Here is an 18,760-nt window from a genome sequence, read left to right as displayed (position 1 = left end):
TTTAATGTTTCTTATGATTAAAATTAATTTAGAAAACACTTTTGAAGCTATATATGTAAGTTCTAATTTCGATGTTTATATTTTTGAATCTAACTTAAAGAATAATAAAATAATTCAACTTAAAGTTAAGTTTACAAACATTGCTGATTCCTTATTACCCAATGTTTACAATTTGGCTTTTGGTCCATTTGATGAGTCTGGAAAAATAGATGATTCTATAAATCTTAAACATAGAGATAGCAATAAAGTTTTTTCGACCATTATCTTATTTTCTATCATCTTTTTAAAAAATAAACCTCATGCAACGATTGGTATAGATGGTTCAAATGATTTACGAGCTAATTTATATCACAGAATGTTTAGATATAATTACAAAGATTTACAGGATTTTATAGTTATTATTGGAGTAGATTGGTACGTGAGATTATTAAGAAATGGATTAATTGAGTTAGATGTTGATGGATCAGCTTTTTTTAAACCAAAACCAGAGCCATTTGATTTTAAAAGAAAATCATATGATCTTTACAGATATTATATGTTTAATTTAAATCAATAATTTTTAAATTTGCTTTATGAAAGATTCAATCCAAAATAAGATTAATAAAATTCAAGAAATTGCATTAGCTTCCGGTATGAAAAAAAACTTGATGGATAATAATATCATTGAGTTTCATAATGATGATAATTTGTCTAAGTCTATTAGAAATGCTAAAGAAGCTGAATTGTTCTTTTCTGAGTTAAAGTCAGCAATTGATCTTGCAAAAAGGAATTCAACAAAAATGTTTTAGAATAAATGGCATTCTCTATACTTAAATATACAAAAAAAGACCTTCAAATTTGAAGGTCTTTTTTTGTAAAGTAGATCTTTGTCAAAGTTTCAAACTTTTGACAAAGATTATATATTTTAAACAAACTCATATCCTGCATAAACCTGTTCAATTTCTTTCATAATAGCAAAAAGATTTTCAGGTTCATCAGTTGTAACGAGTTTTTGTTTGTATTCTTTAAAAGAGTGGATTCCTTTGAAATAATTGGTATAATGACGTCGCATTTCAACAATTCCCAAACGTTCGCCTTTCCATTCCATCGACCACATTAAATGATTTCTGGCGGCTTCTACACGGTCAATAACTGTTGGTGCAGGCAAATGTTCTCCGGTTTTAAAGAAATGTTTGATTTCGTTAAAAATCCACGGATATCCAATTGCGGCGCGGCCAATCATGATACCGTCAATTCCGTATTCATTTTTATATTTTAATGCTTTTTCCGGACTGTCGATATCGCCATTTCCAAAAATTGGCATTGTAATTCTCGGGTTATTTTTTACACGTGCAATATGCGACCAATCGGCGTGGCCTTTATACATTTGCGCGCGGGTTCTGGCGTGAATTGTTAAAGCCTGAACACCAATATCCTGAAGTCTTTCTGCAACTTCATCAATATTAATAGAGTTATCATCCCAACCTAAACGTGTTTTTACCGTTACAGGTAAATCAGTGCTTCTGATAACGGCTTTTGTCAAACGCACCATCAAATCGACATCTTTCAAAACTCCGGCTCCGGCTCCTTTACAAACTACTTTTTTAACGGGACATCCAAAATTAATATCAACCAAATCTGGTTTTACAGTAGAAACAATTTTAGACGAAAGCGCCATTGCTTCTTCATCTCCACCAAAAATCTGAATTCCAACCGGACGTTCGTAATCAAAAATATCCAGCTTCATTCGACTTTTGATAGCATCACGAATTAATCCTTCCGAAGAAATAAATTCTGAATACATCATGTCAGCGCCATGCGTTTTGCATAATCTGCGAAACGGTGGATCGCTTACATCTTCCATCGGTGCGAGTAATAAAGGAAATTCGGGTAATTCTATGTTGCCAATCTTGACCATCTTCAATATTTTGTGCAAAATTACAACATTTAGTTTAATTTGTACCAAATTGAGGTTCAAAGGTTCAAAGTAACAAAGTTGCAAAGGTTTTATATTGAGAGGCTAAACCTTTGTTCCTGTGAACCTTTGCAACTTTGTACCTTTTAAACAGTTGTTTTACGGTAATCAAAAAAGCGAATAGGTTTTCTGCTCATCGGATTAAAAACCAAAGGATTTAATATTTCTTTTGGAGCAAATTCTATTTTTGGAGTTACTCTTAATTTGGCTCTAAAGTGATCTTTTATTTCTTGTAAAAATTCAGGAGTTTGATTTTTGGCAGCGATTTTTATCAGGATTTCATCTGTTCCTAAATCGTTGGTAGAAATTTCAATAATATGATTTTCGATATTATCAAAATCGCTCAAAACATCGTTCATAGCAGGTGGATAAAGCGTTGTACCTTTATATTTTATCATTTGTTTTTTACGACCCACAACCGGACCAACACGAACAGTATTTCTCCCGCACGCGCAAGGTTCATTATGAAGCTGTACAATATCTCCGGTTCTAAAACGCAATAAAGGCATGGCTTCAATACCCAAAGTAGTAAAAGTCAATTCGCCGATTTCACCATTTTTTACCGGATTATTTTCCTCATCCAAAACTTCAATAATAATTAATTCCGGATGATGATGACCGCCAATACCATGTTCACATTCAGTAAAAGCCGTGCTCATTTCTGTCGAAGCATAAGTCGAAAACAACTGAATATTCCATTTTTCAGTAATTTTTTTAGACAAAGTATTCATCGAAAAATCCTGGTTTCGTAATGATTCTCCAATGCAAATTGCGCCTTTTATACTCGAATTATTATAATCAATTCCGTGTGCCTCTGCATATTCAATTAACTTCAATAAAAAAGAAGGAACCGTAATTAAATAAGAAGGTTTGTATTTTAAAATAGAATCCCATTGCAATTCCGGAATTCCCGCGCCAACGCGAATAACGCCAACCTTAAGTTTTCGCAAACCTAAAAAGTAAGCCAGACCAGCCATAAATTTTCGGTCAATTGTTGTCATTAATTGTACAACATCGCCTTCTGCAATTCCGGCGCAGGCAAACGAAATCGCTTCGTTGTAAGCCAGTCGATCCAAATCAGAATCAGTTAAACCAAAAGTAACCGGATCGCCTAAAGTTCCTGAAGTCGAGGCATAATCGATAATTTTATGCTGCGGAACACATACAAAATCGTCATTATATTGTTGTAAATCTTCTTTTGTAGTAACGGGTAAATGTTGTAAATCTTCAAGCGTTTTAACTTTCGAAATATCAATATTCTGTCCGGCAAAAAGATGTTTGTAAAAAGGAGAATTTTGACTGATATAAGATAAAAGTTCTGCTAATTTCTGCTCTTGAAAATTTTTAATTTGTTCTAAAGAATCCTTCTCTATTGTTGGAATCGTGTTCATTTTCTTTTGAGTTTTTTTAAATATTTTTCAATTGCTTCTTTATCAGGAACAGTTGTAATTTCTTTGGTTAATGCTTTTTCAAAATTGCTTTGCGCAAACTGAAAATATTTTTGTTCGTAAAAATACAATCCCGCTTTATAATATACAACCCAATAATCCGGGTTTAAAGATTGGTAATTTTGAATAAATGTAAAAGGAATTTTCGTTTTATTCTTCAAATATAAATCCATTTTATGGTCTTCAATTCTAAACTTTTGATAGTTTAAAAAAGCCGTAGTTTCTAAAAAAGGATCTTTGGCAATATTAAGGTTTTCTTCTTCAAATGAAACAGGAAGATCTGTTTTTCTTTCTTTAAAAATCGAATCTAAATTATAACAAACAAACTCGCCCAATTGATAGGGATTTGAAGAAACCCATACTAATTTTTCTTTAGGTTTAAAGATAACTCCGTGATGGGCCATCAATTGATTTAGTGCTTTTTCGTTACCATAACCCAGTGCTATATTTTGTAAACCATCTTTATTTCTCAAAATATCAGCTGCTATTTTTGGATTAATTTTTGGGTTTTCACTAAAAAGTTCCTGCATTCTGTCATAACGATATTTCGAATGACTGTTGGCAATTTGCGACAGATTTCGTTCATCATTTTTAAAAGCATCACTTTGAAAATGATTCGAACAAATTAATTGATTGCTGTTTGCGACATCAAAAACATCCATTTTTTCGGGAGAAACTTCAATCAAAACGGCTTTATTATCGTGTGCACTTCCAACCATAATAGATTCTGAAACAAACAATTGTCTTTTTTTTGCAATTGCAACTGCTTCATCAATATTCTTTGCGTGCTGTAAAATCTCCCGGGTTAAAATCGAAATTGGTGTTTTGGCAATTATCGGAATTTTCGATTTTCCGGCATTGATCGTTACCGTTAAACCTTCCTTATTCATTCCCGAAACTGTACCAACCATTCCGGGCCAAGTAACAGTCATAAAGGGATAGCCCTCTTTTGGATTTATAAACGCGACGATTTTATTTTCTGCGAAAGCGTCATTAACATAAAAATCAAAATTACGGCCTAAAATCAAATCTCCATTTTCAGATTTTTCACCCCAGGCAGCAAAAGACGAACAGCCAACCAAAGCCAAATCCTGCAGAGCGTGACCAATGTCGTGCGCGGCATGCAGGTATAAACTGCGTTGATATTGGGGAGCGATATTATTAAAATCCTGCGAAGTATATTGTGAAACGCCGTAAATTTCCGTTTGATATTCATTGGGAACATTCAAATATAATTTTCGATTGTACCATTTTAGAAAATTCCGAAGTAAATTTTGCTGAAATTTTGAAGGAACAATATCTTCAATTCTGCCGAAAAATATTTGTTCCTGTTTCTTTAAAAGTGAATCTGATAAAGCTCCGGTTGTAAGTCCGATTTCTAATGGATCACCTTCAACATACAATTCCCAAAGACCTTGTTTATTTTTTAAAAGTGAATTTTTTCCAGATGTAAAAAGTGCATTTGAATGTTTTGTTACAACTGGTTTTGCGGTATTATAATTCGAAATTTCCGGGAAATGATGCATTGATTTTGAGGTACCACAAGAAACAAATATCAGTATAAAAAATATAAAGGATATATGTACAAACTGGTTTCTCATAACACTTTTTTATTCAGATGCCTGATTGATTTTAGTTACTAAATATTCTTTTCCAACAATTTCAGAACAGGTTACAACCGCTCCAATTGTTACGCCCAAAACGCCATGCATATTAATACTTTGACCTGTAAGGTAAAGATTGTCCAGTTTTGTTTTTGACGGAATCAAGGTTTTCATCGGGTTGCTGGCATCCTTTACATAACCGTACATATTGCCATTGCTGCCGCCAATATAATCGCGGTAAGAAAGCGGGGTAGAAGTATGAATCGACTGAATGCATTCTTTAATTCCCGGAAATTTTATCTCGATTTCTTTTAGAAACTTTTCGACTTTTCTGGCTTTAAATTCTTCATAACTTTCGCCACGATCACTTTCTTCGGCAGTTGTATTAAAAGTATTTACCCACGGAGCAACATCATCATATTTCATATACGTAATAAAAGTCATTCCCTCTGCCCATTCTTCCTGTTTTTTCGAAGCATTCATAGAAGCCATAAAAGCCTTTGGCCAGGATTCTTCATCATATTCGTGACAAGTCCAGACTTCGCTGCTTTTCTTAAAATGATAATGGTTATGGTTGATGTATTTAAACGTTTCCGGTTTAAAAACAATGTATAAACTGAATGCAGAAATAACACCTTCGAGACTTTGAACACGGCTGAAAAATGATTTTCTAAAATGTTCCTCGCCTACCATTTTCAAAGTAGTTTTGGGTTCAATGTTCGAAATAAAATAAGATGCAGAAACATGGGTTCCGTCTTTCATTTCTACAGATGTTACCTTGTTTTCTTCAACATTAAATTTTACGACTTCTTTGTATTTATAAAATTCCCCGCCGTATTTTTTAAGTTGTTTTAAAAGCTGTTTCGTAATCTGACTTCCGCCATTAATGCAGCGCCAAGAACTTTGTATATATGAGTTTACCGAAAGGGCATGAACGTAAAAAGGCGATTTATCCGGAATACCGGCATACAAAAAATTAGAACCCGCCAAAACCGCTTTTAGTTTTTCGTTTTGAGTAAAAGCGTCAATGGTTTCTTTTGCATTTAACGACAGGATTTCATTGTCATATTTTCCTTCCCATTGCAAATTATAAAGAGGAAAAGATTCGCAGATTACTTTTATTTTATCACAATATTTTTCGATGTTTTCTTTTTCATCCGGAAAAAACACACCTAACTGATTGACAAAATTATCGTAACCCTGTGCGTGTGGATATTCATTTTCATCATCATCAAAAGAGATAATATCAAAACCATTATCGTCCATTTTTTTTAAATTCAAATGATCGATAATACCCAGATATTTAAAATATTTATGCAGATTTTCCCCTTCACTTAAACCACCGATATAATGAATTCCGGTATCAAAAATGGTTTTATCGCGAACAAAAGTCTGCAGATTCCCGCCGTATTGATTGTTTTTTTCGAGCACGCAAACGCTGTAACCTTCTTTGGCCAGAATAATTGCCGAGACCAAACCGCCTAAACCGCTGCCTACAATTACAACATCATACTGCTCTTTCATTTAATTTTTCTTTAATACAATTATATTATTTTCTTCCAAATCAGAAGAAAAACCAAAGTTAAGCAATGTGTTTTTTAAACCTGAATTATCGATTAAAATAATAGTGGAAGTTACAGCCGCAATTTTTTCGATATCGCCAATTTTTTCATCAGAAATTAAAACGGCATCATATTCATTTTGTAACGCCAATTCGATACTTTCTAAATAAGAAATTTTTCTTTTTTTGAGGAAATAATTGGTTTTTGCAACCAATCGTTTTTCTTCGTCATTGATAAAAGAAACTACTTTTCGCTGCGGTTCCTGCAATGTCAGTAAAACATCCAACTGCCCATAATCATTTGCTAAATGCAATATTTTGGCTTTCGCCGAAAGATGTTTATTAAGACGATGATAGATTTCTAAATGACTTTCGAGATTGCTTTTCACACTTTTTATGACTTCCATTTCCTTATAATCATAACTGTGAATCAGCATTTTTTTGAAGTATGTCGGACCTTCAAATTCCTGACGAATCTTGCGATATTCTTCTTTGAAAAATGAACTTAATTGTTTCGTTCTTTCCGCATAATTTTTTCCGAAAGAAAGATTATCAGGCGCAATTCTTTCTAGAATAGAAACCGTAACCTGACTGTGATGAATAACAAAATCACCTTTCGGAATTGCTTCTGAAGCACCATGAATAACAACAGGAACTATATCCAGATTAAATTCTTCGGCAAGGAAAAAAGCACCTTTATGAAAACGCTTAATCTGATTGCTTTCTGAACGGGTTCCTTCAGGAAAAACCATTAACGAATATCCTTCGTTTACTTTTTGGCGCAAATGTTCAACGCCTCCTTCAATTCCTTCAGAAACCGGATAAAACCCTGCTTTTCTAACCGTTCCGCCAAAAATAGGAGAATTATAAACCCAATCGCTTACCAAAAATATAATTTTAGGACTCAGCATTCCCATTGCCAGAATATCAATAAATGAGGTATGATTGGCAATAATTATGGCTGGTTTTTCGAAAGTTTCATTGTATTTATTGATAACTTTTTTATGAAGAAAAGGATTCGAATACAAAACCGAATTCATGAATTTTGAAATGAAATAACGGAACGCCTTCATTTTCGTTTTCTCTTTCATTGGAATAATCGGCATGATTGTGATGCTGAAAAGCGACATTAAAATTCCGCCAAGACCATAATAGGTAAATGAAATTACACCATGAATAAATGTTCGTAAAACAAAAGGAGGATTTCCTTTTTTCGAACGATTTGATATAAATAATTTAAAGAGAATCGGGTAGAAGATAAACGTAATAATCAATGCCGCAAAAACCCCAATTAAGGAAACCGATGAAATAGATCTAAGTGCCGGATGCTCTGCAAAAATCATCGCGCCAATTCCTAAAATAGTGGTGATAACGGCCAAAATTATTGACGTTCTGTAAATCGCAATTTCGTTTTTTTCGTTTGTGTATTCTTTTTGTAACGCACTTGTCATGAAAATACTAAAATCGACACCATGACCAAAAATCAAAGTGCAGACAATCATACTGAAAATGTTCATCTGAATACCAAAAATGCCCATAATTCCTGCCGTAACAATTCCCGTTAAGGCAATCGGAATACAGCTCACAATAACCAATTCGATTCTTCGGAAAAAGAAAAACAAGATCAGAATTACGGCAACAAAAGAATAATTGACCAGCGAATTAAAATCGGTTTTTAAAGTACTGAAAAACGTTTCATTCATTTGTTGACGGTCAATCGCAATAATATTATTTTTGGCTGTAGCCGATTTTACAAAAGTATCTCGTTGGTCCGGTTTTACTTTTACTAAAGTTGAAATTGTATAAAAACCATTTTTTTCCGTCACAAATTCTTTCAGTTGCAACGCCTGAATTTTTAAATAATCGTTTGCAGAAATGGGTTTGAAATCAAAATCTAAATGCTCAAAAAAGAGGGAATAAGTTGTTGGTTTAAAACCAAGTTTTGAACCTTCAGCAATTAATTGAGATTTTAAAAGTTCTTTTTTATTTGTGTTCCAAAAGGAATTCCATTGTTCTATTTTTTGCTTTTGCTCTTTTTGCGAAAGCATAATTCCTCCAACCGAACTGAAATTTAAAATTTTATCCTGTTGTTTTTCTTTCGATAAAGATGAAAAAAGCTGGTTGTTGTTTTGCAAAACTTCTTCCATGCTGTTTCCGTAAGCGGCAACATAAATAGTTTTTGAAGTTAAACTCGTGCTTTCTTCCAGATCTTTTTCGGCAGCTTTAATTTCCTTCGGAACAAAATTCAATTGCGACAAATCGTTATTGAAACCAACATTATTATAAGTAAAAAAACAAACAATGGTAATTAGAACGCAAAAACCAATCAGGAATTTATTGTTGTGAAACGAAAAATGAGCCAGTTTATCGATGACATTTTTTTTGTGATCAAAATTATTTTCTTTTGGTTTGTACAAATGCGGCACAATCAAAAGGGAGAAAAATGCCGAAGCCATAACAATCACGGCGGCAAAAATTCCCAAGTCGTTCAACGCGTCAGATTTTACAAAAAGCAGGCACAAAAATGCAACGGCAGTTGTTGAACTACTCATAATTACAGGCATCGTAATGTCTTTGTAAAGTGTTTTTACATCGCTGTTATGTTTGTAATGAGTAAGAATATGAATGGAATAATCGATCGTAATTCCTAATAAAATAGAACCAATTCCCAATGAAATCGCTGAAATAGTTTCTTTTACGAAATATAAAAACGCAACGGCAAACAAAGCACCAAAAACCGTGGGAAGAAAAATAATAAGCGGAATGAATATTTTTCGATAAAATAAAATCAAAATCAACATTAGCGTAAACATCGCGATTGATGTCGTTAAAATAATATCGCTTTTAATTTGATTGGCGTTGGCAACGGCAATCAAGGCCGAACCAAAATAACTAATAGAAGTTTTGGTTTTATATTGCTGATTTAAATTATCCTGAATCGATTTTAATTTAGCCGCAAAAATGGTGTTTTTTTCTGTTTCGCTCGACGGAAGATTTGATGTAATAAAAAGCAATAATTTCTTTTTGTCTTTCGTCATTACAAAACCATTATCAAGCGTAAAATCGTCGCCAATATTTAATTGTTGTAATTTTTTTAAGGCGATAAAGGAAATCCCAAGCGGATCCTGAAGAATAAAATCTTTGGTGATAAATCCTGAAGGTGAAATAATCGATTTGTAATTTCCCTGAACCGTTGCCGCAATACTGTCTTTTTGTAGTTTATTCTGGATCGCCGCATAATCTTTATTATCTAAAAAAAGCGGCAGATTATTGTATACAAAATCAATAGTTTCCTGAATGTTTTCTTCGTCAACTTTTCCCTGAATTCCCGTAACGTAAGGTTTGCAGGATTTGGCAACGCTGTCTGAAAAAGCAGTTGCCATTTGTTTTAAATCTTCGTCGGTTCCGTTTTTTTCGAGTTTGAAAATAACGGTAATTTTATCGGCAAAATTAAGTTGTTTGAGCACTTTTGCCGTAACATCTGCCTTATCGTTTGTTGGAATAAGTTTGGTAATATCTTCTTCAAATTTAATTTGAGAAGCAAAAAAACCGAAAGTAAAAAGCATCAAAATGGCCAGAAAAACCGACAAGGATTTTCTTCGGTTTACAAATAAATGAATGGCGTAGAAATAGTGATGCATGATTGTTATTTTTTTCCGCCACGAATTTCGCGAATTTCCACTAATTAATTCGTGCTAATTTGTGAAATTCGTGGCAACTCGACACAGATTATAAAATCATTTTAATCCTTGTAATCTGTGGCAAAAACTTTAATTATTGTTGTTTTTTCTTAGAGCTAAAAGCGGTTAAAAGCAAGTAACTTATAAGTCCGGATAATAACGCTAAAACGGATGCTAAAGTAAGACTTCCGACGATATATTGTGTAGCATTTTTTTGAATATCGTCGAGCGTAAGTGAACTATCTAAAATTAATGGGGCATCGGTTGAAACAAAAAAACTTCCCATTTTTAGCGAACCGTAGATAACAAAAGGGATAAAAGGGGGAAAGCTTACATTGGATGCCATATAAGCGATGACTTTATTGAGCTTAAAAATTGTTGCAAAAAATAAAAGCAAAACGGTCTGAAACCCCCAAAATGGGGAAATTCCTATAAAAACCCCCAACGCAATTGCAGCCGATTTTTTAAAATTAGAATCACCGCTTTCTAAAATGTCTTCAAGAAAGAATTTTTTAAAGCCTTTTTTTTTTGCTCTTCTAAAAAAATCTCTGGGTTTGATATACAACAAAGCGTTTAAAACCAAAACCGTATTTAAAATACTGATTCTTGTAAAATCCTTAAACGGACGAAAATGCGAAACCCGTTCTGCAGGATCGTATAAAATCCGGATCGGAATGTTTTTTACCACAATTCCTTTCCACGCAGACCGCACAATGACTTCAATTTCGAATTCAAATTTATTGGTATAAAATTGCTTTGGAATTAATTTGAGCGGATACAATCTAAAACCAGACTGCGTATCTTCGAGTTTAATTCCAGTTTCAAATTGGAACCAAAAATTCGAAAATTTATTTCCAAAACTACTTTTCTTCGGCACATTTTCCTGCGTCATATTGCGGCTTCCAATCAATAAAGAATTAGGTTCTTTTTGAATTTCGGCAATAAAATTCGGAATGTCAGAAGCAAAATGCTGTCCGTCAGAATCGATCGTAACGGCATATTCGAAATCCATTTCGATTGCTTTTCTAAAACCATTTCTTAACGCTCTCCCTTTTCCTATATTTTTGGGATGGTGGATTTGCGTGAATTGCGAATATTGTTTTAATATTTCACTGGTTTCATCGGTAGATCCGTCATTAACAATAATGATGTTTTGAGTGAAATCTAAAATAGAATCCAGCACTTTTTTCAAAGTTTTCTGATTATTGTACGTTGGCACAATAACACAAAAATTGGTCGAATTAAGTAATTCCTGCTGAGATAAAGTTGAGTGCATCGGGATTTTTTTCTTTATCTTACTTCACAAATTGCTTCTCTTTTTCAGAGAAACTTTTCGATTGTAAAACAAAGTCTTTAAGGTATTCTTTTAAAGCACCAGTTTGCTCAGCGTAATGTGCTGTAATGAATTTTTTATCTTCTTTAATATTCTTTTTGTATCCGGTAATTCCAGGTACATCTTCCTGAATACTTAAACGAATCATTCTGATTTCGATATTGTTTGGATCGCTTTTTAAAGTTGCCTCAAGAAGTTTTGCACCTTCTTTAAAACGCGAAATTTTACTTCCAATTAAACTTTCAAACTTAGAATCGACCAAAATTGAAGCCGCTTTGTAGGCCACTAAAATTTTCTCGTCGCTGTTTGCAATTCCGGCAAGTTTCTCTGTAAATTCTTTAGCATTCGCTTCTGATTTAGCAACATCAGGATACATTTTTCTGATAGATGCCAAATCTGGATTTACGGCAAAATTTACCCATAAAAGTAGTGTCAATAATAATTTCATAATTATAATTTTTTGTACACATTGCTTAATTTCAAGGCAATGGTGTCGTTAAAATAAGTCGTGTTTTTCACTTTAACCAAATCATCTTCGGTTGTAACAATGTCAAGTTCCAAGCGCAATTCCGGAGTTGCCTCAGGATTAATAAGCGCCATGAATTTTACATTCGACAGCGTTTGAATCATCAAAGTGCTTTCAGTTATTTTCTCTGTGAGTTCTTTGATAATCTGAATCATGCAAACGCCGGGCATGATAGGATTTCCAGGAAAATGGCCTTTAAAAACATCATGTTTTTCATTGACCAAAATCGTAATTGTATATTTAGAATCAGTTGTTTTTTCTTCTGACAGAACTTTATAAAAGTCTTTTAAAACCATATTTATTTTTTATTTTACTTTAAAGGTATAACTAATACCAATCTGGAAAACCTGATTTAAAATTAAATCTTCGTAATAATAATTATCGTCATTATCATATTCAATGCCATCATAACCATAAATATCAATAAAGCCTTGCTTAAATCTTGCTTCAAATGTTAATCCGTTTGGCAAAGAATAACCCACTCCGGCGATTATAGAAAAATCAAAATCGATAGGATCAAAACCATATCTGCCAAAATTATCACTTGTTTTAAAATCTGCGGATGGACCGGCTAAAATGTGAAAACCTTGTCCGCCAAAATGAAATTTAGCTACGGCATCTAATGAAAGATAATTTAATTCATATTTTGTTCTGGTTCCAAAATCAGGATTTTGCTCACTGTAATATCTACCCTCAGAACCTTGTCGCGAATAGGTTAATTCAGGTTGAAGTGTGAAATATTTATTGAATTTTATAGCGACTAAACCGCCGGCATAAAAATCAGATTTTAAACCATTGTCATCTATATTTGTTAATCTTGAAAGATTTAAACCTCCTCGCAAACCCGGACTAACCGTTACCTGAGCTTGAGATGTTAGAATTCCGATAAATAAAATAAAAGCAAGTGTAGTTATTTTTCTCATTTTAATTTGGTTTAAATTTCTACTCTGATTTAAAATAATTCAATTCAATTTTCAATTTGATATTCTGATGGATAATCTCAATTTTTTCGGCAAAAATATCGTTTTCCGAATTAAAAAGAAGTGTTATTTTTTCTTTTGTTTTCGACGAATTAATGACTTTCTCTAATTTACGATCTTTTTTTGATATAAAAAGATAATTATCTCGTTTTCCGTAAGCAGATTTGTAAATATCGTCTGACTCGTTTTCAAATTGTTCCTGAATTTGGTACTCTTTCTTTAAAAGCAGTCGAAAATCGTCTCTTAAAGTATTGACTAAAATTTTGCGGTCTAACTCTGATACAATTGAATTAACTTTAAAATTGTTTTCAGAAATTTCAAAATCCAGCAATTTGTTACCAAACTCTGTCGTAAACACAACACGATGCGTTGTATCATTTATTTTCTTGGCAATAAAAATTCCCGTTAAATCATGACCATAAACCGTAATGTTTGCTTTATAAACATAATCAATTTTTGAATCTTTAAAATAAGGAACCTCGTAAGATGTTTTATCTAATTTTTTGGGAGTATAATTTTTTGTGACCGAGCCACAAGAAATCAGAATAATTGCCAGAAAGCAATTAATTACTAAAAACTGAATCGTCGATTTTTGCATTGATCACTTTATTTTTAAGTACAATTCTGGTATAATCTTCAGATGATTCTAATAGTTTTACCTGTTCTACCGTAGCTTCTTCTTTATCAAAAGTTAGTTCAATTTGTTTGATGTATTTTTTTAAAGTAGCATCTTTGGGAACAAACTTTGCGATATTTTGTCCTTTAAGTTTAAAATACGAAATAGTAAATTCCTTGTCGTCAAACATGTTTCCGCTAACGCTTCCGATAATTAATTTATTGATGCGGCTAAAAATTTTGCTATTGCCAATATCGACTGCACTTTTTTTGCCTTCGTCATTAATAAGGATTTTACCGTTTTTAAAAACGATACTGTAATTGTACGGTTTTTTATATTGCCATTGAAGGAGATTTGGTTCCTTAAAAATCATTTTTCCTGATGTTTCGATATCTTTAGACAAGAAATCTAAATGTTTGTACTGAACAAAATCAGTACTTAAAGTTTTGATTTTTTTAGAAACCACATTTACGTCTTCCTTAAAAGAAGCAATTTCTGCAGTGGTCATTTTTTGTTCCTGAGCAAACAAATTGCCTGAAATAAATAGAATAAGTAGAGCTATTTTAGTTTTCATATTTTGTAAAAATTGTGCTTAAAAATATTTTGCCACAAATTAAAATCCATTTGGTGTAATTATTTTAACACATAGAAACATAGAATCATTGAACTTAAAAAAGGCGTTTCACTTGCATCAATAAATCCCGAAACTTCGGGACTATGTTTGAGAAACTAGTTTCTTTTTTGATTACTTTTTTCAAAAGCATAAAATCTATGTTTCTATGTGTTTAATTAATTTTTATGCATTACAACCGTCAGCTTGAATTAAAATCTGTTTTTATCCGCGTTTTCGCTTTAGCGAATCTGCTTTATCCGCGTTCAATTTCATAAGCTTTAAGATTCAAAAGTTCTTCTGTCGAAATCACTTTATAATTGTTTTGCTGTAAAAATTGCAAAAACTGTTCCAATACTAAAACAGAGTGGGACGCCGTATCATGCAAAAGTACAATTCCGCCGGGAGAAATGCGTTTTATTATGCGATTGAAAATTAAATTTTGATTTTTTGTTCCTCCGTCAAGCGAACGAATATTCCAGCCAATAACTTTATGTCCGGTTTTGTTTAAAGCTCTTCGAATCGAAGGCGTTGTAACTCCGTAAGGTGGACGAAAGAAATTTATTTTTTTTGAAGTATATTTTTCTAAAAGTGCATCTGTTTTTTCAATTTCCTCCCTGATTGTTGCAGCATTATAAAAATCAAAAAAAGGAGAATGATTGTACGAATGATTTCCAACCAAATGTCCGTCGGCAATAACTTGTTTTAGAATTTCGGGATGTGTTTCAATATTTTTTCCGATGCAGAAAAATGTCGCTTTTACATTGTATTTTTTTAGAAGTTCTAAAATTTCCAAAGTATAAATACTCGGTCCGTCATCAAAAGTAATGGCAATTTTTTTTTCTGTTTCAGATGGATTATTGCAGTATGCTTTTACGTGATAATCAGAAGATATTCGGGCAGAACCAACAGCATTAATTCCTAACCAAATCAAAATAATTAGAACAAACCACCAAATATTTATTGCTGTATAAAAATTCAAAAGAAACAATAAAAGCAATAAAAGCACAAAAAATAGTGATATGTTTTTGTGCGTTATCATTTTGAGATTAACGTAAAACTATGATTTTTTCCGTTTAACTGATTGTACAGTAAAATGGTTTTGTAAGTTGGTTTTTCAACAGAATTTACTTTTATAATTTCCGGAATTTCCTGAATTTTCAATACTTTCGCCGCCATCCATAAAGCAAAAGCCGAAGCCGTATCATATTCGCCGCTTAAATGTTTGTAATACAATTGAGGTGTATTGGCAAAAGAGTTTTCGCCAAGATTCCTGTAATAATTTTCAAAATCAACATTTCCGTCAAAACCTAAAACCAAAGCATCAATATCTGAAATTTCCAGGTTATTTGCTTTTAGAAAAGATAATGTTTCAGCTTCAACTTCGTTTGCTTCCAAAGTATTTAGAATCGTAACATCCAAAATTTCTGCATAAGTAGTTTCTTTTCTTTCATTTTCTAAAACAAAAAAACTGGCGCCTTCTCCATAAACCGCTCCGCTTGTATCAGAATCTAAAAGATTGTAAGGCTGTTGATTATCTGGTTTTATTCTTCCTGACAATTTAAAAAGCGCCGTAGTATAATCACCATTTTCGTCAACTCCGCCAACCAAAACCGATTGCGCTTCGTCTTCTTCAATTTGCATTTTAGCATCAATAAGAGCAGATTCAAAAGAAACAGCCCCGTTTACATACGTAAAATTATACCCTTTACATTGCTGTAAAAGTGCGATTTGCGCACCAACAGTATTGTGTGTAGATTGAATAAAGGATGTCGGCGTTAAAAACTCTTCATTATTATCTAAGATGTTTTTCAGGAATTTTTCAGAATCTTCGATACATCCTAAACCTGTTCCGGTAATAATGGCGTCTACGTTTTCAATATTTGCATCTTTCATGGCTATTGCCGAAGCTACAATTCCGTTTTTTACTCCTTTTGCCATTCTTCTGGCGGCAGCCGGAGAAATAAAATCTTTGTAAACCGGCGGAACGATTTTAAGCACGTTCTCGTCGTGATTGTGTACCGCTTCTTCTAAAAAAACAGTATCAAATGTTTTTTGAGTCGAAATACAGCCGATTCCATTTATATATGTTTTTTTTAATTGCATTTTGAAAATATAAGAGTAGAACAATTTCCTCCAAAACCAAAAGAGTTAGATAAAACGTGTTCGATATTTTTATTTTTTAAAGAAGTCTGTGGTTTCAGATCAAATTCTTCCATTGGCGTTTCAAAATTCAAATTCGGGTAAACCACACTATTTTGAATTGCCAAAACACTATAAACCGCTTCAATTGCTGCTGCTGCTGCCAATGTATGCCCGGTAAAAGGTTTTGTTGAGCTAAAATCAGGAACTTTTTCATCCTCGTAAATTCTTTTTATGGCTCTTCCTTCAGATAAATCATTGTTAGGAGTTGCAGTTCCGTGCACATTGATGTAATCAATTTGTGACGGTTTTAAACCCGAAACTTCAAAAGCTTTTTTCATTGCTAAATAAGCGCCATCACCATTTTCTGAAGAAGCAGTTTGGTGAAAAGCATCGTTTGCATTTCCGTAACCGGAAACACGGGCCAACACTTTTTTATTTTGTTTCTGAACAACTTCATCAGATTCTAAGACTAAATATGCAGCGGCTTCACCAAGATTTAATCCTTTACGGTTATTGTCAAAAGGTTTGTTATAATCGTCAGATAAAATCATTAAGGTCTTAAATCCGTTTATGGTAAATTTCGCCAAACCATCGGTTCCGCCCACGATAACGCGATCCAGTTTTCCGGTTTTGATTAATCGTGCGCCCAGCATAATTGCATTTGCTGCAGAGGAGCAAGCGGTACTTATTGTAGTAACAATTCCTTTTAACCCTAATTCTTCGGCAATCTTATCAGCGACATCTCCGCCATCATGACAAGTAATGTATTTAACAAGTTCAGGATGTGTGAAATAACCGTAATAATGTTTTTCGGTCATGTCCATTCCGCCTACACTTGTAGCCGAAATAAGTCCCGTTCTGAATTCATTTATAGATGTAATTCCTGCATTTTCAACAGCTTGTTTGGCAGCAATAGTACCAATCATAGCCGTTCTCGAAAAATTATTATCTTCGGTAAGTTGTAATTCGTTAACCAATTCGTCATTGGTTTTTTTAATTTCACCTACTTTAATAATATCGGCATGAACAGTCGAAATATTTTCGATACGGGTAACGCCAATTTTATTTTCAATCAACGAAATATAATTTTCTTCGACTGAATTTCCAATCGAAGAGATAATTCCCATTCCTGTTATAGCAACACCTTTATTCATTTTAGATTTCTGATTTTAGATTGTAGATTATTGAATCTTTGTCAAAGTTTAAAACTTTGACAAAGATTCCTGAATTTTAAATTTAGACTATTGTTTAGGTTTGCAAAAAAATGAAACCCATTAGATTTTGAATATTTCGCTTTAAGAAATCTAAAGTCTAAAATCTACAATACTATTTAGTTCTGTTAGCGCTAATATAAGCAGCCATACTTTCTATAGATTGAAAAATGGTTTTTCCTTCTTTCGGGTCAACCAATTTAATACCATAATCTTTATCTAAAATCACGATTAATTCAAGCGCATCAATCGAGTCTAAACCTAAACCGTCTCCAAACAAAGGATCGTTATCAGCAATATCTTCAATTGCAATATCTTCAAGGTTAAGAGTAGTAATGATTTTGTTTTTTAATTCTTCTTTTAATGCTTCCATGATTATTTATTATATAATGTATTGATAGTTTCGTTTTTATATTTTTCGTTTTCTTCTTTACTAATGGTGCAAAGAAATGCTTTATAATTGTCATTAAAAAATTCAACCCAGCCGCAAAGCACTGTTTCTGCCTTGTTTGAATTCAGCAGAATGTTGGAATAATTCGACATAAATTCAGGATTGAAGGCCTCAAATATAAAGAAAGAATTTTCACTTTTCAGCTGATGACGAATACTTATTTCGCCCAGACAAATATTTGGCAGCGTATAAACGAAAACCGCCGGACTCGGAAAATAGTTTTCTTTATCAGAAATAGATTCCTGATACTTAACATCTGTATCTAAACTCGACGATTTATTGGCCAAAACCAAAGCGATATTATTTTCTTTATCAGATGAAATAATCGGACTCAAAAGCAATTCAGATCCTAAAAAAGCCAGTTTGCTCAAAGCATCCATTTTAAAAAACTTCGGATATTGCATATCAAAATTACGATACGCTTGTTTAGAGAAATCAGCAAAATCTGTTGGTTCTATTTTGAATACAGAAGTTCCGTTCAAAACAATTTCGTTGTTTTGGATGGAGATGTAGGATTGTATGTAGGTATTTTGAGTCATTGTTTTTATTTAACACTAATTCCACGAATTGGCACAGATTTAAAATATGTTTTAAATTTCACAAACTCAAAAAATGAAATTCGTGAAAATTAGTGAAATTCG

At 32.9% G+C, this 18,760-nt stretch carries 18 protein-coding genes; 2 read left to right on the top strand and 16 right to left on the bottom strand.

Translation table 11 applies throughout. The annotated features are described in order from the left end of the window. The first annotated feature begins 13 nt into the window (after positions 1 to 13). Complete coding sequence (locus RT99_RS11310; protein WP_042564854.1) at positions 14 to 556, top strand: hypothetical protein; 543 nt, start codon at positions 14 to 16, stop codon at positions 554 to 556. Between the two features lie 16 nt (positions 557 to 572). Continuing rightward, the gene (locus RT99_RS11305) at positions 573 to 788 is read left to right on the top strand and encodes a hypothetical protein (RefSeq protein WP_042564853.1); all 216 of its coding nucleotides are present in this window, start codon (positions 573 to 575) and stop codon (positions 786 to 788) included. Between the two features lie 116 nt (positions 789 to 904). On the opposite strand, the gene dusB is transcribed toward RT99_RS11305, so the two are convergent. From dusB to RT99_RS11225, 16 genes are all read right to left on the bottom strand, one after another. Continuing rightward, positions 905 to 1,897 carry a tRNA dihydrouridine synthase DusB gene (gene dusB / locus RT99_RS11300; RefSeq protein WP_042564852.1) on the bottom strand — a complete coding sequence of 331 codons (993 nt, stop codon included), beginning with the start codon at positions 1,895 to 1,897 and terminating at the stop codon, positions 905 to 907. Positions 1,898 to 2,040: 143 nt separating this feature from the next. Beyond that, complete coding sequence (locus tag RT99_RS11295) at positions 2,041 to 3,345, bottom strand: phenylacetate--CoA ligase family protein (RefSeq protein WP_042564851.1); 1,305 nt, start codon at positions 3,343 to 3,345, stop codon at positions 2,041 to 2,043. Next, complete coding sequence (locus RT99_RS11290) at positions 3,342 to 4,928, bottom strand: C45 family autoproteolytic acyltransferase/hydolase (RefSeq protein WP_371197992.1); 1,587 nt, start codon at positions 4,926 to 4,928, stop codon at positions 3,342 to 3,344. Before RT99_RS11290 ends, RT99_RS11295 begins: the two co-directional genes overlap by 4 nt. 84 nt (positions 4,929 to 5,012) lie before the next feature. Further along, positions 5,013 to 6,530, bottom strand: coding sequence for an NAD(P)/FAD-dependent oxidoreductase (locus RT99_RS11285; protein WP_042564849.1), 1,518 nt, complete (start codon positions 6,528 to 6,530; stop codon positions 5,013 to 5,015). Continuing rightward, positions 6,531 to 10,208 (bottom strand): 1-acyl-sn-glycerol-3-phosphate acyltransferase, encoded by a 3,678-nt coding sequence (locus RT99_RS11280; protein ID WP_042564848.1) that lies wholly within the window; start codon positions 10,206 to 10,208, stop codon positions 6,531 to 6,533. A 133-nt stretch (positions 10,209 to 10,341) separates the two neighbouring features. Continuing rightward, the gene (locus RT99_RS11275; RefSeq protein WP_042564847.1) at positions 10,342 to 11,523 is read right to left on the bottom strand and encodes a DUF2062 domain-containing protein; all 1,182 of its coding nucleotides are present in this window, start codon (positions 11,521 to 11,523) and stop codon (positions 10,342 to 10,344) included. Positions 11,524 to 11,542: 19 nt separating this feature from the next. Next, positions 11,543 to 12,028 (bottom strand): hypothetical protein, encoded by a 486-nt coding sequence (locus RT99_RS11270; protein ID WP_052483648.1) that lies wholly within the window; start codon positions 12,026 to 12,028, stop codon positions 11,543 to 11,545. 2 nt (positions 12,029 to 12,030) lie between these two features. Next, the gene (locus tag RT99_RS11265; protein ID WP_042564846.1) at positions 12,031 to 12,402 is read right to left on the bottom strand and encodes a 3-hydroxyacyl-ACP dehydratase; all 372 of its coding nucleotides are present in this window, start codon (positions 12,400 to 12,402) and stop codon (positions 12,031 to 12,033) included. Positions 12,403 to 12,411: 9 nt separating this feature from the next. Continuing rightward, positions 12,412 to 13,029 carry a porin family protein gene (locus tag RT99_RS11260; RefSeq protein ID WP_042564845.1) on the bottom strand — a complete coding sequence of 206 codons (618 nt, stop codon included), beginning with the start codon at positions 13,027 to 13,029 and terminating at the stop codon, positions 12,412 to 12,414. Positions 13,030 to 13,048: 19 nt separating this feature from the next. Continuing rightward, on the bottom strand, positions 13,049 to 13,684 hold the full coding sequence (locus RT99_RS11255; RefSeq protein ID WP_042564844.1) for a hypothetical protein: 636 nt from the start codon (positions 13,682 to 13,684) through the stop codon (positions 13,049 to 13,051). Further along, on the bottom strand, positions 13,650 to 14,276 hold the full coding sequence (locus tag RT99_RS11250; RefSeq protein ID WP_042564843.1) for an outer membrane lipoprotein carrier protein LolA: 627 nt from the start codon (positions 14,274 to 14,276) through the stop codon (positions 13,650 to 13,652). The genes RT99_RS11255 and RT99_RS11250 overlap by 35 nt, the downstream gene beginning before the upstream one ends. 292 nt (positions 14,277 to 14,568) lie before the next feature. After that, positions 14,569 to 15,354, bottom strand: a complete 786-nt coding sequence (locus tag RT99_RS11245) for a polysaccharide deacetylase family protein (RefSeq protein ID WP_042564842.1) — start codon at positions 15,352 to 15,354, stop codon at positions 14,569 to 14,571. Continuing rightward, positions 15,351 to 16,418: a beta-ketoacyl synthase N-terminal-like domain-containing protein gene (locus RT99_RS11240; RefSeq protein WP_042564841.1), complete on the bottom strand. Its 1,068-nt coding sequence runs from the start codon at positions 16,416 to 16,418 to the stop codon at positions 15,351 to 15,353. The genes RT99_RS11245 and RT99_RS11240 overlap by 4 nt, the downstream gene beginning before the upstream one ends. Beyond that, the gene (locus tag RT99_RS11235) at positions 16,409 to 17,611 is read right to left on the bottom strand and encodes a beta-ketoacyl-[acyl-carrier-protein] synthase family protein (RefSeq protein WP_042564840.1); all 1,203 of its coding nucleotides are present in this window, start codon (positions 17,609 to 17,611) and stop codon (positions 16,409 to 16,411) included. Before RT99_RS11235 ends, RT99_RS11240 begins: the two co-directional genes overlap by 10 nt. A gap of 172 nt (positions 17,612 to 17,783) precedes the next feature. Further along, positions 17,784 to 18,041, bottom strand: coding sequence for a phosphopantetheine-binding protein (locus tag RT99_RS11230; RefSeq protein WP_042564839.1), 258 nt, complete (start codon positions 18,039 to 18,041; stop codon positions 17,784 to 17,786). Between the two features lie 2 nt (positions 18,042 to 18,043). Beyond that, a complete protein-coding gene (locus RT99_RS11225; RefSeq protein ID WP_042564838.1) occupies positions 18,044 to 18,658 on the bottom strand; it encodes a hypothetical protein in 615 nt (204 codons plus the stop codon). Positions 18,659 to 18,760 lie beyond the last annotated feature (102 nt).

The sequence above is a fragment of the Flavobacterium sp. MEB061 genome (assembly GCF_000834715.1).
GTDB classification, from domain to species: Bacteria; Bacteroidota; Bacteroidia; order Flavobacteriales; family Flavobacteriaceae; genus Flavobacterium; species Flavobacterium pectinovorum.
The sequence above is the reverse complement of the archived record's forward strand: the minus strand, read 5'-3'. Positions and strand labels throughout refer to the sequence as shown.